The organism is Jiangella alkaliphila (assembly GCF_900105925.1).
In the GTDB taxonomy this organism is placed as follows: Bacteria; Actinomycetota; Actinomycetes; order Jiangellales; family Jiangellaceae; genus Jiangella; species Jiangella alkaliphila.
Genome location: NZ_LT629791.1, coordinates 2,242,054 through 2,262,213 on the forward strand (window position 1 = coordinate 2,242,054; position 20,160 = coordinate 2,262,213).

The window sequence follows — 20,160 nt, forward strand, 5'->3', positions numbered from 1 at the left end:
AGAATGGGGCAGCAGGGGGACGGCGAACGCGGCAACCCCAGACGCACGTGAGCCCGGCGAGCCAGTTCGCCGAGCGACCCAGGTCGCCTGGCCTACCTATGGCGCCCGGCCCACGGAACGGGTCGACGAGCCTCATTTCGGGGGCGGAGGTGGCGGTGAGGGGCGCCGGAATCGGTGATGATCAGGGGAGTTGGCGAGGTAGGGTGACGACTATGGCAGCCAAGAAGTCCGGCGGCAACGACGATCTCAAGGCCAAGATGCGTGAGGCCTTGGAGCGGAAGAAGACCGCCGACCACGAGCACCCGGACGACCAAGTGTCCGGCACCGGACCCGCGCACGAGGACGCCGCGAAGACCCAGCGGATGTTCCGCCGCAAGAGCGGCTGAGCACCGGTCGGCCGCCGGTTCGGACCATGCGAGAATCAGATACGTGAGCGCGAAGATTCTCGACGGCAAGAACACGGCGGCCACCATCCGGTCCGAGCTCACCGCCCGGGTCAAGGCCCTGGGCGAACGGGGCATGGTCCCGGGCCTGGGCACCGTCCTCGTCGGCGACGACCCCGGCAGCCACGCCTACGTCGTCGGCAAGCACCGCGACTGCGCCGAGGTCGGCATCGAGTCGCTCCAGATCGAGCTGCCCGCCACGGCCACGCAGGCCGAGGTCGAGGCGGCCATCGCCGAGATGAACGCGAACCCCGCGTGCCACGGCTTCATCGTCCAGCTGCCGCTGCCGAAGGGCCTGGACGAAGAGCGGGTGCTGTCGGCCATCGACCCCGCCAAGGACGCCGACGGCCTGCACCCGCAGAACCTCGGCAAGCTGGTGCTCATGCAGCCGGCGCCGCTGCCCTGCACGCCCCGCGGCTGCCTCGAGCTGCTGCGTCGCTACGACGTCCCGACCGACGGCGCCGAGCTGGTGGTCGTCGGGCGCGGTGTCACCGCGGGCCGTCCGATGGGCCTGCTGTTCTCCCGGCGCAGCGAGAACGCCACCGTCACGATCTGCCACACCGGTACCCGCGACCTCGCGGGCACGGTGCGGCGGGCCGACATCGTCATCGCCGCGGCCGGTGTGCCGGGGCTCGTCACCGCCGACATGATCAAGCCGGGGGCGGCCGTCCTCGACGTCGGCATCACCCGCGTCGTCGGTCCTGACGGCAAGGGCCGCTACACCGGTGACATCGCGCCCGAGGTGCGCGAGGTCGCCGGATATCTCGCCCCGATGCCCGGCGGCATCGGCCCCATGACTCGTGCAATGCTGTTGGCCAACGTCGTGGAGGCGGCCGAGTCCGCCGTCCGCGCCTAGGCCGGACCCACGCCCGGCGAGCGGGCCGGCGTCTCGACGCCGGTTCGTTCTTGCCCCTCGAGGAGGATCCATTTCATGGCCGAGAAGTCTCCGCGCGGCCTCGCCGACGTCGTGGCCGCGTCCACGTCGATCTCCGACATCGACGGGCGGGCGGGTCGGCTCTCCTATCGCGGCTACGACATCCACGACATCGCCGGGCGCATCTCCTTCGAGGAGTGCGTCCATCTGCTGCAGCGGGGCACGCTGCCCACCCAGGCCGAGCTGGACGGCCTGATGGCCGAACTGGCCGACGGCCGCCGGTACGGCTCGGTCGCCACCACGCTGCTGCCGTACGTCGTCAAGAGCGGCACCCCCATGGAGGCCCTGCGCACGCTGGTGTCGTCGCTGGCCATCGACGACCCCGACGCCGCCGACGCGTCCATCGAGGCCGATCGCCGCAAGGCGACCCGGCTGGTCGCGCAGATGCCGGTGCTGGTGGCGTCGTACGAGGCGCAGCGGTCCGGCCGCGAGGTCCCCGAGGCCGACCCCGAGCTGGGCATCGCCGGCAACTTCCTGCTGCAGATCACCGGTGAGCGGCCGGCGCCGCGGGCCGCGGAGCTGTTCGACGAGTGCCTGGTGCTGCACGCCGACCACACGATGAACGCGTCGACGTTCACCGCGCGGGTCATCGCCGCCACGCTGTCCGACATGCACTCGGCCATCACCGGCGCCATGGGCGCGCTGCGCGGCCCGCTGCACGGCGGCGCGAACGAGGCGGTCATGAAGACGCTGACGTCCATCGACGGCGAAGCCGACGCCGTCGACCAGTTCGTCCGCGACGAGCTCGCCGCCGGCCGCAAGCTCATGGGGTTCGGCCACCGGGTCTACAAGACCGAGGACCCGCGCGCCACGCACCTGCGCCGCATGAGCGAGGAGCTGGCCGAGCTCACCGGCAACGGCCGCTACTACGAGTTCTCCCGCCGCATGGAGCAGGTGGTGCTCGACGAGAAGGGCCTGTACCCGAACGTCGACTTCTTCGCCGCCAGCGTCTACCACGCGCTGGGCATCCCGACCGACCTGTTCACGCCGGTGTTCGCGATCTCGCGGATGAGCGGCTGGACGGCGCACGTCATCGAGCAGCACGAGGACAATCGACTCATCCGGCCCGACAGCGACTACACCGGGCCGCACGACCAGCAGTGGGTGGAGATCTCGAAGCGGTGAGTACACGAGCCGGTTCCCATCGCGCGGCGGCCAGCAGCCGCTGGGCCGCGGCCGCCGAGCGGCGGCTGATGCCTGCGAGCTGGTTGCGCGCGGTGTTCCGGCAGTGGCCGCTGCTGCTGGTGCTCGCCGTCGTCGCGGTCGGCACCGTCATCGTCGCCGACAACCACTTCCGCCGGGGCACGGTCCTCATCGCCGGCGGCATCTGCCTGGCCGTCGCCCTGCGGGCGGTGCTGCCCAGCAGCGTCGCCGGCCTGCTCAAGGTGCGCTCGCGCGCGCTCGACCTGCTGACGCTGGGGTTCCTGGGGGCGGGGACCCTGATCGCGTCGCTCATCGTCCCGCCCCCGTCCTGAACCCCGACCGACCACGTCGCAGCTCATCGAGGAGAGAATCACCATGGTCCAGGCGCCCGTCAACGTCACCGTCACCGGCGCGGCCGGTCAGATCGGCTACGCCCTGCTGTTCCGGGTGGCGTCCGGGCAGCTGCTGGGCGCCGACACCCCGGTGCGGTTGAAGCTGCTGGAGATCCCGCCGGCGGTGAAGGCGGCCGAGGGCACCGCCATGGAGCTGGACGACTGCGCGTTCCCGCTGCTCAGCGGCATCGACATCTACGACGACCCGCGTCAGGCGTTCGACGGCGTCAACGTCGCCCTGCTGGTGGGTGCGCGGCCGCGGACGAAGGGCATGGAGCGCGGCGACCTGCTCGAGGCCAATGGCGGCATCTTCAAGCCGCAGGGCGAGGCGATCAATGCCGGCGCGGCGTCCGACGTCCGCGTGCTGGTGGTCGGCAACCCGGCCAACACCAACGCGCTGATCGCCCGCTCGCACGCGCCGGACGTGCCGGCCGACCGCTTCACCGCGATGACCCGCCTCGACCACAACCGCGCGCTGTCGCAGCTGTCGGCGAAGCTGGGCGTCGGCGTCGCCGACATCAGCAAGCTGACCATCTGGGGCAACCACTCCGCCACCCAGTACCCCGACATCTTCCACGCCGAGATCGCCGGGAAGCCGGCGTCCGAGCTGGTCGACGAGTCGTGGCTGAGCGACGACTTCATCCCGACGGTGGCCAAGCGCGGCGCCGCGATCATCGAGGCGCGCGGCGCGTCGTCGGCGGCGTCGGCGGCCAATGCGGCCATCGACCACGTCTACGACTGGGTCAACGGCACCCCCGAGGGCGACTGGACGTCGGCCGCCATCGTCTCCGACGGCTCGTACGGCGTGGCCGAAGGGCTGATCTCGTCGTTCCCGGTGGTCTCGCGCGACGGCGCCTGGGAGATCGTCCAGGGCCTCGAGGTCAGTGACTTCTCGCGGGCGCGCATCGACGCGTCGGTCCAGGAGCTGACCGAGGAGCGCGACGCGGTGGCGGCGCTGGGCCTCATCTGATCGTCTGTTATCTTGACGTCGAGACAAACATTCTCATCCAGGAGTTGCTGACACCATGGCGAAGATCAAGGTAGCCGGGCCCGTCGTCGAGCTCGACGGCGACGAGATGACGCGGATCATCTGGTCGTTCATCAAAGAGCGGCTGATCCACCCGTACCTCGACATCGACCTGCGCTACTACGACCTCGGCATCGAGCACCGCGATGCCACCGACGACCAGGTGACCATCGACGCCGCCAACGCCATCAAGGAGCACGGCGTCGGCGTCAAGTGCGCCACCATCACGCCCGACGAGGCGCGGGTCGAGGAGTTCGGCCTGAAGAAGATGTGGGTCTCGCCCAACGGCACGATCCGCAACATCCTCGGCGGCGTGGTGTTCCGCGAGCCGATCATCATCTCGAACATCCCGCGGCTGGTGCCGGGCTGGACCAAGCCGATCATCATCGGCCGTCACGCGCACGGCGACCAGTACAAGGCGACCAACTTCAAGGTGCCCGGCGCCGGCGAGCTGACCATCACGTTCACCCCGGCCGACGGCTCCGAGCCGATCCAGCACGTGGTCGCCAACTACGGCGACGACGGCGGCGTGGCCATGGGCATGTACAACTTCAACAAGTCCATCGAGGACTTCGCCCGCGCCTCGTTCTCGTACGGCCTGCAGCGCAACTACCCGGTCTACATGTCGACGAAGAACACCATCCTCAAGGCCTACGACGGCGCCTTCAAGGACATCTTCGCCGACGTCTTCGAGCGGGAGTTCAAGGCCGAGTTCGAGGCGGCCGGCCTGACCTACGAGCACCGGCTCATCGACGACATGGTCGCGGCCGCGCTGAAGTGGGAGGGCGGCTACGTCTGGGCCTGCAAGAACTACGACGGCGACGTCCAGTCCGACACCGTCGCGCAGGGCTTCGGCTCGCTCGGCCTGATGACGTCGGTGCTCATGACGCCCGACGGCAAGACCGTCGAGGCCGAGGCCGCGCACGGCACCGTCACCCGGCACTACCGCCAGCACCAGGCCGGCAAGCCGACGTCGACCAACCCGATCGCGTCCATCTACGCCTGGACCGGCGGCCTCAAGCACCGCGGCAAGCTCGACAACACTCCCGAGGTCACCGGCTTCGCCGAGACCCTCGAGGACGTCATCATCAAGACGGTCGAGTCCGGCGTCATGACGAAGGACCTCGCGCTGCTGGTCGGCCCGGACCAGGAGTGGAAGACCACCGAGGACTTCCTCGGCGCGCTCGACGAGAACCTCGCCAAGCGGCTCGTCTGACCGGGGTTCTCGGCCCGCGACGTCGTGTGCCCGGTCGCTCCTGGGGAGTGGCCGGGCGGCGTACGCTCGGTCGGCTTCCGCCTTGGCGCGTCTGGCCATCCTCTTGGCAAGGCTGGTCGTCGCAGGGCCTGCGTGAAATGTCCGGCTCGTGGAGCGACCAGCCTTGCCAAGGCGCGGAGCATCTGCGTGCGGCTGCGCGAGGCTACTGCGGAATCCTGCTAGTGAGCGACGCGGAATCTGCCTAGTCGGCGATGTGGGATCCTCTGTGGTCTGCTGTCCGGCGTACGGTGTGGCCGTGAGCGAAAGCGCGCATCGTCAGGTCCTTGCGGAGTTCGTCGCCTGGGCGGAGGGCAACCATCCGGGGGTCCAGGTCGAGCCTGACGTCGTCGAGACCATTCTGGAGTTCAAGGCGAGTTACTTCGACTCCACGGACCCGGCCTCATGGCGGGCCGGCGAGATGACCGAGATCCTGGTCGACATCGTCCCGCGGAAGGTGATCGCGGACCAGGAATGGACCGAGGCGCTGGTCCGCACGGTCCCGCTCTTCGTCGAGTTCCTGGCCGACCAGAAGCGGCCCTACGCCATTCGGCGGCTCAGGGCGGAGGCCGAGTCCGCGGTGTCGGCATTCGCCGCCGCGGTGAACGACCCCGAACGGTGGGGCATGGGCAAGCGGCTGCTGTCCGCCATGGGCGCGGAGGGCATACCGGACCAGGCCACACTGGACGAGCTGACTGCCGAGTTCAACGCACTGCCCTTCGAGGAGCGCGACCGCATCCTCGGCGCGGTGCCGCCCGCCGGCCCGCCGCCGCAGCCACCGGTGCCATTGCCGGCCGTGCGGGTGGCGCCGGTCGCCGAGCTCGTCGATGCGGCTCGGTCGGCACCGCTGGTCGCCGATGTCCTATCTCTGGTGCGCTGGCTCGGCGATCGCCGGGAAGTCACGGCCACGGGTGCGCTCCGTGTCAAGGACGGCAGGCAGGCGGCCCTCGACCTCGGCTTGGTCGATCCGGCGGAGCTCGCCCGCCGCGAGCTGATGTGGCCCCTCCGCAGCAGCGCGGACCTGCGGGATCTCGACGAGTTGTGGAGTTACGCGGCCGGGTCGGGCTTCGTCCGCCTCACCGCCAGCCGGGCCTATCCGGGCGAGGCGATGGACGCCTGGCAGTCGGGCGACGGCGACGCGGTGCTCTCGGCGTGGGGCGACCTCTTCGATGCCGTCCTGGCCGCACTCGTTGAGGGCGACATGGCCGCCATGACCTATCAGGCGGACGTCCACGCCGACCTCCCCCCGATGCTGTTCACCGCCTATGCCGACGGGGAGATCTCGCGGGAGCGCGTCGTCGAGAGCCATGCCGAGCAGATCGCCGGGCACCAGGTCTTCACTCTGCCGAGCTTCGACCCGAGAACCGAGGTGGCGGAGGCTCTCGATGGCGGGTTGAGCCGGCTGGAGCGGCTCGGAGCGGTGACGCTCGTCGGCGACGCCGTCCGATTGACGCCGCTCGGCGTGTGGAAGCTCAACACGCTGTACACCTCGTTCGGCTGGGACGCGCCGAGCGTGGGCGACCTCTCCGGCGCGGACACGATCACCAGGCTTACAGGTCTGTCGCAGCTGACCGATGACGACGCGGAGGCCGAGCTCGCGGCCTGGCTCGACGCCGCCGACCACGAGACGCTGGCCGGCGAGCTGGCCAATGCGATCAGCGAGGCGGACCCCCACATCCGGCCGGTCGTGTTCGACCTGCTCAATCGCATCGGGCCGGCAGCGCGCCCGGCCGTTGCCCGGCTGATCGACACACCATGGTGGCGCTACGCGGCGACGTGGTTCGAGCTGCGCGGTGAGTCCGGTCCCCGGCCGATGTCCGATACTGATCGCGCCTGGATGGCGGCCGAGCAGCTCGCTCCGATGATCGATGCGCTGGGCACTGAGACGGACGAGCTTCGGGAAGCCATGCCCGGGGAGATCGCCGAGGCGAACCCAGCACCCTTCTTCGACGGGCTGTCACGTACCGACCACCCGCGAGCGGGAGACGTCCTGGAGGCGATCTCCCGCATCGTGACTGACAAGGCGGTGTCGAAGGCCGCCCGGAAGGCCGCGTTCAAGGCTCGTAGCCGTTGAGTCGCCCCGCCGTCACTCCCGGGTGAGCGTCGAGCGCATCAGCGTCACGTTGTACGGGCCCCACTGGGTCAGCGCGAAGTAGAGGTCCGGGCCGCTGGACCACGGGTGCAGGTACCCGCCGTACAGCGCCGGATACTCCGCGCCGTCGACGATGACCTGCTCCTCACCCCACGGCCCGGTCGGCCGTGGCGCGTCGCGCAGCACGATCTGCGCCCGCGACTCGTCGAGGTACGTCATCAGCCAGCGGCCGGTGTACTCGTTGTACTGCACGGACAGCTCGCCGATCGGCCCGTCGGCGACGGGCGCGGCGGCCGCCTCGTCGCGGGACCAACCGGCGCCGTCCCAGTACCGGTACGCGTCCTTGTCCTGCACCCGGCCGGCTGGGACGCGCGCCACGTGCGCGTCGCCCCACCGGCCGTTGGGCGTGCCGAACAGGTAGACGTGGCCGCGGTGGCGGGCGTACGCGGTCATCTGGAAACTACTGTCCCACTCAGGCGTGTTCGCCCAGACCGCGTCCGGGTCCTTCGTCCACGTCTGGCCGTCGTCGTCGGACCAGGCGATGCCGGAGTGGTTGGTGAACCAGGTGCCGGCCGGGCCCCAGTGGTTCACCGACATGTAGTGGATGTAGCTGCGCCCGCCGACCGCGATGCCGGCCGTCGGGATCACCGTCTCTTCCACCTCGTTCTGCTTGAGGCAGTCCAGCAGCTGCCCGGCGTGGCCGGGCCGGTCCTGCACCATCGAGTCGAACGTCATGCCGTCGGCCAGGTCGCGGTCCGAGGACGTCGCCAGCACGTTGCACCGCCAGTCCGCCTCGCGCGGCCCGGCGCCGTTGCCGCCCCAGCCCTCGCCATAGGTGTCGCCGAAGGCCATCAGCACGTCGCCGGCGCCGTTGTCCCACATGATGCCGAGGTCGGTGCCGTACACCTGATAGTTCGCCGCGGTCTCGTTGATCGAGCCGGCGCCGGTCAGCCGAGCCACCGGCACGCCGCGGGTGACGGTGACGCCGTCCGACGGCGCCGGTCCACCGTCCGCGGCGAGGGCGGTCGCTAGCAGCAGACCGGCGATGGTCGCCGTCGGCAACAGGGTTCTCATACGACACCTCCGGGGAGCGGATCGTCAGAACAGCCGTTCGTCCGGGCGCGGCAGCCGGTCGGTCACCGGCGGCAGCGGCGGGACCTGTGCGTGCGGCTCGGTCTGGTACCAGTACGCCGTGCTCGACCAGTCGTCCGAGCGATGATTGTTGTGCCCGTGCTCGATGGTCACCTTGATCGACCGCTGGAACCGGACCGGGTCCTCGATGTGGTAGCGATACAGCGAGATCTTCCCGGACCAGTTCTGCCCGCCCGGCAGCACGATGCCGTGGTAGGGCGCGTTGTACTCCTCGGCCGGGCACCAGGCGGTGTTGAAGTAGTCCTCGGTGCCGGTGCCGTGCAACGACGGCGGGAACGGCTCGCCGTCGACGAAGATCATGTCGTCGCCCTCGCCGTACCAGTTGAACTGCGCGGGCCCGACCTGGCGCAGGTTCTCGATGTCGACATGGCAGCCGACGTAGTGGCCCTCGCCCACGGCGTCGAGCAGCACGTAGTTGCCGGCGCCGTCGGTGTTGGCGCCGCCGAACTGGAACTCGCTGTTCGTCAGCCCGGACTCGTCGGCCAGTCCGTCGGTCGGGTTCTGCCGCTGCCATCGGGCGTGGAACCGGCCGGCCCGCGGGTCCGGGGCGCCGGTGAGGTCGTAGTCGACGTAGTAGTAGAAGACGACGTCGGTGGCGCACTCGTTGGCCACCTCGATGCGGGCGGAGTCGAACGGCATCGGGAACCAGCAGTTGAACGCCTTGCCGTCCTGCGGGCTCATCTGCAGTGGCATGGACACGAAGTTGCGGTGCTGTGCGTGCCCGAGCCCGAAGAAGTCGCCCACCGGCGCCTCGACGCACGGGCTGTCGGCGCCGTCCCAGTACATCCGCAGCACGATCTTGCGCAGGTAGTGCTCGTCGTCGCAGGCGATCGTCACCCAGATGTGCCGCACCACGCCCGGTTCGTCGATGGCCGCGAGCTGCGCCGTGTCGCCAGGCGCGATGGTCAGGCGGTCGTCGTTGCCGCCGGTCCGGTCCCAGCTGGAGGCGCGGGCGCTCCTGGTCCCGGTCAGCTGCGGCAGGTTCGACAGGGGTCCGGTCATCGGCGATCTGCTCCTCAGCCCTTGAGGCCGGTCAGTTTGATGCCCTCCACGAGCCGGCGCTGGAGGACGAAGAACAGGATGAGCGTCGGCAGCGCCGCCAGCGTCGAGGCGGCCATGATCAGGTGGTACTGGGTGCCGTGCTGGCCGGTGAACTGCTGCATGCCCAGCTGCACCACCCACAGGTCCTGCGACTGCGTGACGATGAGCGGCCACAGGAAATTGTTCCAGTTGGCCAGGAAGAAGAAGATGCCCAGCGCCGCCAGGATCGGCCGCGACAACGGCAGCACGATGTGCCAGTACACCTTGACCAGGCCGGCGCCGTCGACGATCGCCGCCTCCTCGAGCTCCCGAGGTAGCGACAGGTAGAACTGCCGCAGCAGGAAGATGCCGAACGCGTGCGGGATCATCGGGATGATCAGGCCCTGGTAGGTGTCTACCCAGCCCAGCCAGTCGACGATGATGAACAGCGGGATCACGATGACGGTGAACGGCACCATCAGCGTCGACAGGATGGCCAGGAAGATCGCGTTGCGGCCGGGGAAGCGCAGCCGGGCCAGCGAGTACGCCGCCATCGAGTGGAACAGCAACGACACCGCCGTGACGACGGTCGCGACGAACAGCGAGTTCAGCAGGTACCGCGCGAACGGCACCTGCTCGAACACGTCGATGTAGTTCTGGAAATGCAGCTCGCGCGGCAGCACCGTCGGCGGGTTGGCCAGCACCTCGGAGCCGTCCTTGAGCGAGCTGGACAGCATCCACAGCAGTGGCCCGGCCAATACGACGAACGCCAGGATCGCCAGCGTGTACAGCACCAGCCGGTCGGCCAGCCGGCGCCGGCGACGGGGGACCGGCGGGCGGGCGGTGAGCTCCCGGACCGGCGCGGCCTCAGTCGTATGACTCATGGCGGAAGATCCGTAGCTGGAGGAGGGAGAAGACCAGGATGATCACGAACAGCGCCACCGACAGCGCCGACGCATAGCCCAGCTGCAGGAACTGGAAGGCGGTCTCGTAGATGTAGACGACGGTGGTGCGAGTCGCGCCGGCCGGGCCGCCCTGCGTCAGCACATAGATCGGGTCGAACAGCTGCAGCGCGCTGATGAACGTGATGAGCAGGACGAACACGCTGGTGGGGCGCAGCAGCGGCAGCGTGATGCCGCGGAAGCGCCGCCACGCGCCGGCGCCGTCGACCACCGCCGCCTCGTAGTAGACCTTCGGGATGTCCTGCAGCCCGGTCAGGAAGATGATCATGCTGTAGCCGACGCCTTGCCAGAGCGTCACCAGGATCACCGACACCAGCGCCAGCCGGGTCGAGCCGAGCCACGGCTGCGGGTCGATGCCGAAGAGCCCGATGATCGCGTTCAGCACGCCGCCGGGGTCCTGCAGCATGAACCCCCAGATGACCGAGGCCACCACCAGCGACACCATGAACGGCGCGAAGTAGGCCGACCGGAAGAACCCGCTCAGTGCCAGGCCGCGGTTGACCAGCAGCGCCAGCGCAAGAGACAGCACGAACAACAGCGGCACGAACGTGACCGTGTAGACGGCGGTGATCCTGAGCGAGTCGCGGAACGCCTGGTCCTGCAGCAGCGTCTCGTAGTTGGCCGTTCCGGACCACTCCCGCGCCCCGATGCCGGTCCAGTCGTGGAACGAGATGTAGAACGCGCCCAGGATCGGCAGCGCCACGAACACCGCCAGGCCCAGCAGGTCCGGCAGCAAGAACGCGTACCCGACCAGCCGCTGCTCGCCGCGCCGGGTTCGCCACCAGCGCGGCGGCGCGGTGTCGACGGCGCTGCTCACGTGCTCTCGGGATTGAGCGGCGCGCCCTGGTACGAAGAGAGGAACCTGTCGATGGCGTCGGCTGCCACCGCCGCCGCGTCCTCGCCGCTCGCGCCGCGGAACATCGCCGCCTGGAGGCCGTCGCCGACCGCCTTGACCACCTGGTCGGGGTAGCGCGGCTCAGCCCGGGCGATGGGCAGGATCTGCTCGGTGAACACGCTGTGCGGGTCGCCGCCGAACACGTCGCCGCAGGCCTCGTTGACGGCTTCGCGCGGCGAGAACTTCGAGCCGGCTCGGCAGGCCCACTCCTCGGCGAACACGTCGTCGTCGACCCACAGCCACTTCGTGAACGCCTTGGCCGCGTCCAGCCGCGGGCTCTCGGCGTTGAGCATCTGTGTCCAGCCGCCGTAGACGGAGACCGGAGTGCCGCCGTCGGGCGCGGGAATCGGGATGACGTTGATCGGCTGGTCGGCGAATTCCTCCTGCAGCGCGGCGATCGCCCAGAACCCGCACACCTGCATGGACGTCTCGCCCCGGCCGAGCGTGCCGATGTCGGTGGTCGACGTCGCGTTGTCGTTGGGCGCGTAGCCCTCGGTGACGAGGCGCCCCCACAGGTCGAACGCCGCGGCCGCCTCCGGGGTGCGCAGCGCCGACTCCGTCGAGTCCTCGTTGACCACCTCGCCGCCGGCGCTCCACAGGAACGGGTACCAGGTGAAGTTCTGGTACGGCCCGGGGGCGACCTCGATGATGATGCCCTTGCGCTCGGCGGCGGTGAGCTCCTGTGCGGCGGAGAACAGCCCGTCCCAGGTGGTGGGTGGTTCGATGCCGGCGTCGGCCAGGTGGTCCTCGCGGTAGAACAGGGCCACCGGTTCGATCTCGAACGGCAGCGCCTGCATCGCCCCCTCGACGGTGACGGCGGCGACGGAGGCGGGGTTGTACCCGCTCTTGTCGACGAGGTCGTCGACCGGCGCGGACACTCCGGTGTTGACGTAGTTGAGGAACGCGCCGGGGCTGATCCAGAACACGTCCGGGCCGTTGCCGGCGGCGAACGCTGTGGTCAGCTTGGTGCCGGTGTAGTCGGCGAACGGGAAGGTCTGGAACTTCACCTGCATGTCCGCGTTCTCGGCGTTCCAGCGCTTGATGGCGGCCTCGATCTGCGGATCGTCGCCGTCGGCGACGAACTTCCAGAACTGGATCGGCCCGCCCCCGCTGCTGCCACTGCTGTCGTCGCCTCCGCAGGAGGAGAGCAGCGGCGCGAGAACACCGGCAGAGGCGCCCGCGGCGAGCATCCTGGTCGTGAACTGACGGCGGGTGAGCACTGGTGGGCGGTAACCGGCCATCTCGCGTCTCCCTCTCTCGTCGACTCCGATGTCGACCGAGAAATCGATTTCGATGACGCTAGGCGCGGGCTCCACCCACTGTCAAGGGCTGGGTCGGCGAGGTCAGGCGGTGGCGCGGATCGAGCTGGCCCGGATCTGCAGCGCCGTGGGCAGCACGATGCGGGTGGGCTCGGCGGCTGGGCTGGCCAAGCGCTTTGTCAGCAGCTGCGCCGCCCGCCGGCCGACCTCGTAGGTCGGCTGGGCGACCGTGGTCAGGGTGGGCCGGATGAGGTCGGCCCACGGGATGGCGTCGAACCCCACGATGGCGACGTCAGATGGCACCGTCACTCCGCGCTCGACCAGGCACTCCATGGCGCCGATGGTCATGAGGTTGTTGGCCGCGAAGACGGCGTCGGGCGGCGCCGCGGCGTTGTCGTCGAGCAGCGACGCCATGGCCTCGTACCCGCCGCGCTCGCGGAAGTCGGCGTGCCGCACGAGGGCGGGGTCGACCGGCTGCCCGGCCTCGCGCAGCGCGCGGCCGTAGCCGTCGAGCCGCTGGGTGGCGGTGCTGAGCCAGCGTGGCCCAGCGATGCACGCGATGCGGCGAAAGCCTTGCTCGACGAGGTGCGCGGTGCCCAGCTGAGCGCCGTGCTCGTTGTCGACCAGGACGGTGTCGGTGCTGAGGCCGTCCAGTTCGCGGTCGATGACGACCACCGGGCAGCCGGCCTGGAGCAGCAGCTCGACGTCGTCGACGCGGTTCGACGACGGCGAGATGACGACCCCGGCCATGCGCTCGGCCAGCGCCGCCGTGATGTAGTTCGACTCCTTTTCCGGGTTCTCGTCGCTGTTGCAGAGCACGACGGAGTACCCGGCGGAGAGCGCGACGTCCTCGATGCCGCGGACCATCGAGGTGAAGAAAGGGTTCTGGACGTCGGAGACGATGACTGCCCACAGCGTGGTCTGGCTGATGCGCAGGTTGCGGGCGACGGCGTTGCGGCGGTAGCCGAGTTGCGCGACCGCGTCGGTGACCCGTCCCGCCAGCACCGGATCGACCTTGACGTGGCCGTTGAGCACGCGCGACACGGTGGCGGCCGACACGCCCGCCTGGCGTGCAACGTCGTAGATGGTGACCACCGTGCCCCCGTTCCGTGCTCGACCGCGAGCCCGTTGACATTCGCTGCGCCGTCATCCTACCGTGGCGCGCAATCGATTTCTTACCGTTCCCGCCGACGCGAGGAGTGCACTGTGGCACGTATCGGCCTGTTGACGATCTCCGACGGACGCGACTTCGTGCACCGCGACATCGCGGACTGGGCCCGCTCGTCCGAGGACGCGATCGCCGCGGCGCTGGAGGGCGCCGGGCACGAGGTGGTCCGGGCCCCCGAGCTGGTGTGGACCAACGAACTGGCGTCCAGCCAGGCCCGGCTGGTCGCCGAGGCGCGGCCCGACCTCACGATCTTCAACTACTCGGTGTGGGCGTTCCCGCACTTCTCCATGCTCGCCGCCGACGCGACGCCGGGACCGCTGGTGCTGCTGTCGAACATCGACCCGGTGCAGCCCGGCATGGTCGGCATGCTGGCCGCGGGTGGCGGGCTGGACCAGATCGGCCGCGTGCACGGCCGGGTCTGGGGCGACGTCGCCGACCCGGTGACGCTGGAGCGGCTGCTGGTGCACGTCCGGGCGGCGCAGGCGGTCGGCGGGCTGCGGGGGAGCACGTTCGGCCGGTTCGGCGGCCGCCCGATGGGTATGTACACCGCCGTCGCGAACACCGACCAGTGGCTGGCGACCTTCGGCGTCGACGTCGAGGAGATCGACCAGTGGGAGATCGTCCGCCGGTCCGAGCTGGTGTCGCCCGCCCGGGCCAAGGAAGGCCGGGAGTGGCTGGAGAAGCACGCCAACGTCCACTACGACGGCAAGCAGCTCACGCCCGAGCTGCTGGAGCGGCAGATCCGCTCGTACCACGCGGTGCGTGAGCTGATCGACGAGTGGAACCTCGACTTCTCCGGCATCAAGGGCCAGCCGGAGCTGACGACGCACTTCACCACGATGGACATCACCGAGGCGTTCCTCAACGACCCGTACGACTGGGAGGGCCCGAAGCCCAGCCACGTCACCGCGACGGAGTCTGACATGGACGCCGCGCTGACCATGCAGATCCTCAAGCTGATCTCCGGCGACCCGGTGCTCTTCGCCGACGTCCGGCACTACCACGCCGACCGCGACATCTGGGACATGGCCAACTCCGGCCAGCACGCCACCTGGTACGCCGCCCGCAGCGACGACCCGGCGGAGAACCTGCGCCGCGTCCACCTGTACCCGGAGGTGTTCTTCTTCCCGGCCGGCGGCGCGTCGGTGCACCACATCGCCGCACCCGGCGACATGACGCTGGCCCGGCTCACCCGGCACAGCGGCCGCTACCGCATGCAGGTGGTGCGCGGCGCGTTCGAGGACTACGGCGACGAGGTCAACGAGCAGCTGGCCCGGCAGTCGACGTTCGAGTGGCCGCACGCGTTCACCCGCATGGACGTCCCGGCCGACGAGTTCCTGTCCCGGTTCGGCGCCAACCACATCCACGCCGTCCCCGGCGACTACGTGGCCGAGCTCGAGCAGGTCTGCCGGCAGCTGGACGTCGACTTCCAGCGGCTGGGCGGGTAGCGCGTGCCCGAGTTCGTCCTCGGGATCGACATCGGGACGGCCAGCAGCAAGGCCGTCCTGGCGTCGACCGGCGGCGAGGTGGTGGCCGTCGAGGTCGTCGAGCACGACACCTCGCGGCCGCGGCCGGGCTGGGTCGAGCAGGACGCCGACGCCGTCTGGTGGGCCGACGTGTGCGAGCTGAGCCGGCGGATGACGGAGCGGTTCCCGGCGGGTTCGATCGGCGCGGTGTGCGTCAGCGGCATCGGGCCGACGGCGCTGGTGGCCGGCGCCGACGGGGCGCCGCTGCGGCCGGCGATCCTCTACGGCGTGGACACCCGCGCCGTCGGGCAGGCCGCGGCTTTGTCGTCGCGGCTGGGCGAGGACGCCGTGCTGGAGCGGTGCGGGTCGCGGCTGTCGTCGCAGTCGGCCGGCCCGAAGCTGGCGTGGATCCGCGAGAACGAGCCGGACGTGTGGGCCCGGACCCGGTACTTCTTCATGGCCAACTCGTATGTCGTGTACCGGCTGACCGGCGCGTACGTGCTCGACCACCACTCGGCGAACCAGGCCCAGCCGCTGTACGACCGGCGCCGGGGCGAGTGGATCGCCGAGTGGGCCGAGGTCGTCGCGCCCGGGCTGGCGCTGCCGTCGCTGCGCTGGCCGACCGACGTCGCCGGTCACGTGACGGCGGAGGCGGCCGCCGCGACCGGGCTGCCGGCCGGCACGCCGGTCGTCGTCGGAACCATCGACGCCTGGGCCGAGGCCGAGAGCGTCGACGTCGGGCGGCCCGGCGACGTGATGATCATGTACGGCTCGACGATGTTCTTCATCGCCGTGACGTCGACGCCGGTCGCGCATCCGCAGCTGTGGGGGACCGTCGGCCAGCACCCGGGCCTGCACACGCTGGCCGGCGGCATGGCCAGCTCCGGGTCGATCACCGGCTGGTTCCGCGACCTCACCGGCGGCCGGCCGTACCCGTCGCTGCTGGCGGACGCTGCCGCTGTGCCGGCCGGCTCGGACGGCCTGCTCGCGCTGCCCTACTTCGACGGCGAGCGGACCCCGTTCGCCGACCCGGACGCGCGCGGCGTGCTGGCCGGGCTGACCCTGCGCCACAGCACCGGCCACGTCTACCGGGCGCTGCTCGAGGCGACCGCGTTCGGCGTGCGGCACAACCTGGCCGAGTTCGCCGCCGCGGGTGTCACGGCCTCGCGCGTGGTCGCCGTCGGCGGCGGCACCCAGGGCGACCTGTGGACCACGATCGTCAGCAGCGCCGCCGGGGTGACGCAGGAGGTGCCTCGGGTGACGGTCGGCGCGGCCTATGGCGACGCGAAGTTCGCCGCGGTCGCGATCGGCGCGGCAGACCGCGACGCGGACTGGAACGGCGGCGGCGTCACCGTCGCGCCCGACCCCGCCGACGCTGCCGTGTACGACCGGTTGTTCCCGCTCTACCGCGAGCTGCACGAGCGGACGGCGGACGTCCAGCACGCGCTGGCTGTCGGAGCCCGCCGATAGCCTCGGCGGATGGTGTACCACGACGACGACGTCCCCGACGAGATCGTCGAGCCGCTGCGTGAGATCTGCATGAGCCTGCCCGACGCCTACGAGGAACTGGCCTGGGTCGGCACGCGGTGGCGGGTGCGCGGGCGCACGTTCGCCCACGTGCTCACCGTCGATCCCGAGTACCACGCCGTCTACACCGCGGTCAGCGGCGCCGACCGGCCGGTGCCGCTGCTGACGTTCCGCGCGCCACCGGAAGACCTCCACGCACTGGTGTCGAGCGGGCCGCCGTTCTTCCGCGGCCGGTGGGGCCGCGACGTCGTGGTGCTGGTGTTGTCCGACGGCGACAACGACTGGTCCGAGATCGCCGAACTGGTCACCGAGAGCTACTGCGTCCTGGCGCCGAAGAAACTGGTCGCGCTGGTCCGCAATACGACGTGAGGATGGGCGGCATGAGTGAGACCACCGTGCCGCACGTCGCCGTCGTCACCGGAGCCAACGCCGGCATCGGCGCCGCCACCGCGGTCGCCCTCGCCCGCCGCGGGGTGTCCGTGCTGGTGGCGTTCTTCCGCCCGGGCGACGCCGAGGGGCAGGAGGAGGCGTACAACCGGGCCCGGCGCGGCGACGCCACCGACGTCGTCGCCGCGGTCGAGGCCGCGGGCGCCCGCGCGTACGCCGTCGAAGCCGACCTCACCGACCCGGCCGCGCCCGCCCGGCTGTTCGACCTCGCCGAGCAGCACCTCGGGCCGGTCGACGTCCTCGTCAACAATGCCAGCGGCTGGGTCCAGGACACCTTCGCGCCGGCCAGCACCGACCGGTTCGGCCGGCCGATGACACAGGTCACCGAGGCGACGTTCCGGCAGCAGTTCGGCGTCGACGCCATGGCGCCGGCGCTGCTGATCGCCGAGTTCGCCCGCCGCCACGTCGCCCGCGGCGGCACCTGGGGCCGCATCGTCGGGCTGACGTCGGGCGGCCAGCACGGCTTCCCCGAGGAGGTGTCCTACGGCGCGGCCAAGGCGGCGCAGGAGAACTACACGATGTCCGCGTCGGTCGAGCTGGCCGCGTACGGCGTCACGGCCAACATCGTCTACCCGCCGGTCACCGACACCGGCTGGGTCACCGATGAGGTGCGCGCCGCTGTCGAGGCCAGCCGCGAGCTCAGCCACGTCGCCACCCCCGAAGAGGTGGGCGACGTCATCGCCTGGGTGGTGTCCGACGAGGCCCGGCTGCTGACCGGCAGCGTGGTGCGGCTGCGCTGATCAGTTCTCGGACCGGCCGGCGCGCCAGTAGCCCATGAAGGAGACGGCGCCCTTGTCGATGCCGCGCTCACGGACGAGGTGCCGCCGGATGGTCTTGACGGCGCCGGCCTCGCCCGCGATCCAGGCGTAGGCGCTGCTGCCGGCCGCCGCGGCGACCTCCCACAGCACCTCGAGGTCGATGTCGACGGTGTCGACGGTGCTCGCGTCCAGCGCGGCGGCCCGGGCGCCTCGGCCGAACTCGGCCGCGCACACCGCGTCGAGCAGCAGTTCGCCGTTGGCCGCGACGGTGCCGTCGGGGCGGTTGCGGGTCAGCCAGGTGATCTCGGCCTGGTCCGGCGCCAGCAGCGGCAGCACGTCGGCGGCGTCGGGGACCTCGAGGAACACCTGGATCCGGACGCCGGGATCGAGCGTGCCCCTCAGCCGCTCGAGCACACCGCACACCGCCGGGACCGCGGTCTCGTCGCCCGCGATGAGCACGTCGCGGACGTCGACCGGCGGGCTCCACTCGTGGCCCTGGCAGTCGGCGCCGTAGAGCCGGTTCGGGCCGATCAGCGCGACCTCCTGGCCGACCGTCGCCGCGACCGCCCAGGCCGACGCCGGGCCGGCGTCGCCGTGCAGCGCGAAGTCGACGTCGACCTCGCGCTGGGCCGGGCGCACGGCGCGGATGGTGTACGTGCGCAGCGTGCCGCGGACCTCCGGGTCCATGGCGCGGTACTGGGCGAACCAGTCGCCGGCCGGCGCGTCGGGCAGGTCCTGGCCGGCGCGCGGCAGGTAGAGCTTGATGCGCTGGTCGGGTCCGTCGTGACCGAACTCGTCGAGGTCGCCGCCGGTGAAGGTGATGCGCAGGAAGCACGGCGTGAGCTGCTGGACGCGCGCCACGGTCACCCGGAACGGGCGCCAGGCCGGCACGTCGGCAGCGCGCCGGACGGCACGCTCGGTGGTCGCGGTGGTCATCGAGTCCCCGTGTGAAGGTTGCTTCGCCTTACTTAGGGGAGGCTAACCGATGGATTCCTTGATCGCACCCCCGACCCCCGAGTTTCGGCGTCAGTCGCGCGCGCCGGCCGGGTTCGGGTCGTCGCCCGGATAGGTGCCGTGGCCCTCGCGCACGCGGTCGCCGTCGAAGATCAGCACCTCGTTCACCAGCACGTCCTGCTGGTTCCGGTAGGTGATGACGATGGCGGTGACGCCCGCGTAGACGGCCTCGACGGTGAACCGCAGATCCGGGATGAGCCGCAGACCCTCGGTCCAGTACCGGCGCAGCTCGTCCTTGCCGCGCAGCACGCCGCCCGACTCCGGCAGCACCCGCGCGGCCACCGGCGACGTGAACACGACGTCGTCGTGGAAGTGCCTGAGCACCGCCTCGACGTCGTGGGCGTTCCAGGCGGCGAGCCAGTCGCGGGCGAAGGCATGCGGGTCGGGTGTCGACATGCCCGCGATCCTCTCACCGACAGCTTCGTTACCCTGATTCGGTGTTGAGTCCCACGCTCGTCGAGCTGCCGGATCACGCCGCGCTCGTCGCCCGCAGCGCCGGCCACCCGTTCGTCCGCTGGCACCACTCGGCGGCGACGTTCGAGCGCGCGTGGGTGCTCGGCGGGGCGGCCGGCTGGACGGTGAACGGGCGGTACGGTCCCGTGCTGGTCGCGGTCGGCGACGGCGCCGACGCGGGCCTGCTGACGACGGCGGCGCTGTCGCTGGTGCCGGCGGTGGCGCGGATCGTGGTCGCGGTCGACGCGTTGCCGCATGTCGACGCGCCGCTCGGCGAGGGCGACGACTGGGACTGGTTCTGGACGACGTCCGTGCCCACACCGCCGCGGCCGGGCGAGGCCGCCGTCGTTCGGCTGGGTCCGGGTGACCAGAACGACCTGGTCGAGCTGCTGCACGTGTCGTCGCCGCGGACGTCCGCCCGGGCCGACGACGCGAGCGTGCGCACGTGGTTCGGTGTGCGGGACGAGGCGGCCGGGTCGGGCCGGCTGGTGGCGTGCGCCGCCGAGCACGAGGAGTCGCCGGGCGTCTGGCACCTGCGGGCGATCGCGACGCATCCGTCGTTCCGCGGCCGGGGTCTCGGCGCCGATGTCACCGCCGCTGCCACCCGCGCCGGGCTGACATCGGGCGCGACGTCCGTGACGCTGGGCATGTACGCCGACAACCACGTCGCCCGCCGCATGTACGAACGCCTCGGCTTCCGCGTCGGCCAATCTTTCGCCACCCGCGCCGTCGCCCGCCCGACGCCAAGTTGATCTT

General features: G+C 70.8%; 20 protein-coding genes. 12 read left to right on the forward strand and 8 right to left on the reverse strand.

The annotated features are described in order from the left end of the window. The first annotated feature begins 212 nt into the window (after positions 1-212). The 7 genes from BLV05_RS36515 to BLV05_RS10515 all read left to right on the forward strand — a co-directional run bounded on the left by BLV05_RS36515 (position 213) and on the right by BLV05_RS10515 (position 7,265). Complete coding sequence (locus tag BLV05_RS36515) at positions 213-386, forward strand: DUF5302 domain-containing protein (protein ID WP_160312751.1); 174 nt, start codon at positions 213-215, stop codon at positions 384-386. 43 nt (positions 387-429) lie between these two features. Continuing rightward, positions 430-1,299 carry a bifunctional methylenetetrahydrofolate dehydrogenase/methenyltetrahydrofolate cyclohydrolase gene (locus tag BLV05_RS10490; RefSeq protein WP_046769324.1) on the forward strand — a complete coding sequence of 290 codons (870 nt, stop codon included), beginning with the start codon at positions 430-432 and terminating at the stop codon, positions 1,297-1,299. Positions 1,300-1,374: 75 nt separating this feature from the next. Then, positions 1,375-2,502: a citrate/2-methylcitrate synthase gene (locus BLV05_RS10495; RefSeq protein WP_046769325.1), complete on the forward strand. Its 1,128-nt coding sequence runs from the start codon at positions 1,375-1,377 to the stop codon at positions 2,500-2,502. Continuing rightward, positions 2,499-2,852 (forward strand): DUF3017 domain-containing protein, encoded by a 354-nt coding sequence (locus BLV05_RS10500; RefSeq protein ID WP_152690790.1) that lies wholly within the window; start codon positions 2,499-2,501, stop codon positions 2,850-2,852. The genes BLV05_RS10495 and BLV05_RS10500 overlap by 4 nt, the downstream gene beginning before the upstream one ends. Positions 2,853-2,895: 43 nt before the next feature. Then, positions 2,896-3,882, forward strand: coding sequence for a malate dehydrogenase (locus BLV05_RS10505; RefSeq protein ID WP_046769327.1), 987 nt, complete (start codon positions 2,896-2,898; stop codon positions 3,880-3,882). A gap of 55 nt (positions 3,883-3,937) precedes the next feature. Then, positions 3,938-5,155 carry an NADP-dependent isocitrate dehydrogenase gene (locus BLV05_RS10510; protein WP_046769328.1) on the forward strand — a complete coding sequence of 406 codons (1,218 nt, stop codon included), beginning with the start codon at positions 3,938-3,940 and terminating at the stop codon, positions 5,153-5,155. A gap of 148 nt (positions 5,156-5,303) precedes the next feature. Then, positions 5,304-7,265 (forward strand): hypothetical protein, encoded by a 1,962-nt coding sequence (locus tag BLV05_RS10515; RefSeq protein ID WP_152690791.1) that lies wholly within the window; start codon positions 5,304-5,306, stop codon positions 7,263-7,265. Between the two features lie 12 nt (positions 7,266-7,277). Here the strand turns inward: BLV05_RS10515 and BLV05_RS10520 are convergent, their stop codons facing one another. The 6 genes from BLV05_RS10520 to BLV05_RS10545 form a co-directional block, all read right to left on the reverse strand. Then, complete coding sequence (locus tag BLV05_RS10520) at positions 7,278-8,357, reverse strand: DUF4185 domain-containing protein (RefSeq protein WP_046769330.1); 1,080 nt, start codon at positions 8,355-8,357, stop codon at positions 7,278-7,280. 24 nt (positions 8,358-8,381) lie between these two features. Next, positions 8,382-9,437 (reverse strand): glycoside hydrolase family 172 protein, encoded by a 1,056-nt coding sequence (locus BLV05_RS10525; protein ID WP_046769331.1) that lies wholly within the window; start codon positions 9,435-9,437, stop codon positions 8,382-8,384. Positions 9,438-9,451: 14 nt separating this feature from the next. Further along, positions 9,452-10,339, reverse strand: coding sequence for a carbohydrate ABC transporter permease (locus BLV05_RS10530; protein WP_052762548.1), 888 nt, complete (start codon positions 10,337-10,339; stop codon positions 9,452-9,454). Next, positions 10,323-11,234 (reverse strand): carbohydrate ABC transporter permease, encoded by a 912-nt coding sequence (locus BLV05_RS10535; protein ID WP_046769332.1) that lies wholly within the window; start codon positions 11,232-11,234, stop codon positions 10,323-10,325. The genes BLV05_RS10530 and BLV05_RS10535 overlap by 17 nt, the downstream gene beginning before the upstream one ends. Continuing rightward, on the reverse strand, positions 11,231-12,553 hold the full coding sequence (locus BLV05_RS10540; RefSeq protein ID WP_082155295.1) for an ABC transporter substrate-binding protein: 1,323 nt from the start codon (positions 12,551-12,553) through the stop codon (positions 11,231-11,233). The genes BLV05_RS10535 and BLV05_RS10540 overlap by 4 nt, the downstream gene beginning before the upstream one ends. Before the next feature lie 102 nt (positions 12,554-12,655). After that, complete coding sequence (locus BLV05_RS10545) at positions 12,656-13,666, reverse strand: LacI family DNA-binding transcriptional regulator (protein WP_046769333.1); 1,011 nt, start codon at positions 13,664-13,666, stop codon at positions 12,656-12,658. A gap of 111 nt (positions 13,667-13,777) precedes the next feature. Here BLV05_RS10545 and BLV05_RS10550 point away from each other — a divergent pair, with 111 nt between their 5' ends. The 4 genes from BLV05_RS10550 to BLV05_RS10565 are packed head-to-tail and all read left to right on the forward strand — an operon-like array spanning position 13,778 to position 17,919. Next, on the forward strand, positions 13,778-15,187 hold the full coding sequence (locus BLV05_RS10550) for an L-fucose/L-arabinose isomerase family protein (protein WP_046769334.1): 1,410 nt from the start codon (positions 13,778-13,780) through the stop codon (positions 15,185-15,187). 3 nt (positions 15,188-15,190) lie between these two features. Next, complete coding sequence (locus BLV05_RS10555) at positions 15,191-16,675, forward strand: FGGY-family carbohydrate kinase (protein ID WP_046769335.1); 1,485 nt, start codon at positions 15,191-15,193, stop codon at positions 16,673-16,675. A 9-nt stretch (positions 16,676-16,684) separates the two neighbouring features. Next, positions 16,685-17,101 carry an MmcQ/YjbR family DNA-binding protein gene (locus BLV05_RS10560; RefSeq protein WP_046769336.1) on the forward strand — a complete coding sequence of 139 codons (417 nt, stop codon included), beginning with the start codon at positions 16,685-16,687 and terminating at the stop codon, positions 17,099-17,101. Between the two features lie 11 nt (positions 17,102-17,112). Beyond that, positions 17,113-17,919 carry an SDR family NAD(P)-dependent oxidoreductase gene (locus BLV05_RS10565; protein WP_046769414.1) on the forward strand — a complete coding sequence of 269 codons (807 nt, stop codon included), beginning with the start codon at positions 17,113-17,115 and terminating at the stop codon, positions 17,917-17,919. On the opposite strand, the gene BLV05_RS10570 is transcribed toward BLV05_RS10565, so the two are convergent. Both BLV05_RS10570 and BLV05_RS10575 read right to left on the reverse strand, forming a co-directional pair. Beyond that, positions 17,920-18,873: a siderophore-interacting protein gene (locus BLV05_RS10570; protein ID WP_046769337.1), complete on the reverse strand. Its 954-nt coding sequence runs from the start codon at positions 18,871-18,873 to the stop codon at positions 17,920-17,922. A gap of 90 nt (positions 18,874-18,963) precedes the next feature. Continuing rightward, a complete protein-coding gene (locus BLV05_RS10575; protein WP_046769338.1) occupies positions 18,964-19,347 on the reverse strand; it encodes a nuclear transport factor 2 family protein in 384 nt (127 codons plus the stop codon). Positions 19,348-19,388: 41 nt separating this feature from the next. Between BLV05_RS10575 and BLV05_RS10580 the strand changes: the two genes are divergently transcribed. Further along, the gene (locus BLV05_RS10580; protein ID WP_160312752.1) at positions 19,389-20,156 is read left to right on the forward strand and encodes a GNAT family N-acetyltransferase; all 768 of its coding nucleotides are present in this window, start codon (positions 19,389-19,391) and stop codon (positions 20,154-20,156) included. The last annotated feature ends 4 nt before the right edge of the window (positions 20,157-20,160 follow it).

Bases quoted from the DNA above. Each gene is read 5' to 3' on its own strand.
- BLV05_RS36515 (WP_160312751.1), top strand. From the start codon at position 213: ATGGCAGCCAAGAAGTCCGGCGGCAACGACGATCTCAAGGCCAAGATG.
- BLV05_RS10495 (WP_046769325.1), top strand. From the start codon at position 1,375: ATGGCCGAGAAGTCTCCGCGCGGCCTCGCCGACGTCGTGGCCGCGTCC.
- BLV05_RS10505 (WP_046769327.1), top strand. From the start codon at position 2,896: ATGGTCCAGGCGCCCGTCAACGTCACCGTCACCGGCGCGGCCGGTCAG.
- BLV05_RS10510 (WP_046769328.1), top strand. From the start codon at position 3,938: ATGGCGAAGATCAAGGTAGCCGGGCCCGTCGTCGAGCTCGACGGCGAC.
- BLV05_RS10520 (WP_046769330.1), bottom strand. From the start codon at position 8,357: ATGAGAACCCTGTTGCCGACGGCGACCATCGCCGGTCTGCTGCTAGCG.
- BLV05_RS10525 (WP_046769331.1), bottom strand. From the start codon at position 9,437: ATGACCGGACCCCTGTCGAACCTGCCGCAGCTGACCGGGACCAGGAGC.
- BLV05_RS10530 (WP_052762548.1), bottom strand. From the start codon at position 10,339: ATGAGTCATACGACTGAGGCCGCGCCGGTCCGGGAGCTCACCGCCCGC.
- BLV05_RS10540 (WP_082155295.1), bottom strand. From the start codon at position 12,553: ATGGCCGGTTACCGCCCACCAGTGCTCACCCGCCGTCAGTTCACGACC.
- BLV05_RS10560 (WP_046769336.1), top strand. From the start codon at position 16,685: ATGGTGTACCACGACGACGACGTCCCCGACGAGATCGTCGAGCCGCTG.
- BLV05_RS10565 (WP_046769414.1), top strand. From the start codon at position 17,113: ATGAGTGAGACCACCGTGCCGCACGTCGCCGTCGTCACCGGAGCCAAC.
- BLV05_RS10570 (WP_046769337.1), bottom strand. From the start codon at position 18,873: ATGACCACCGCGACCACCGAGCGTGCCGTCCGGCGCGCTGCCGACGTG.
- BLV05_RS10575 (WP_046769338.1), bottom strand. From the start codon at position 19,347: ATGTCGACACCCGACCCGCATGCCTTCGCCCGCGACTGGCTCGCCGCC.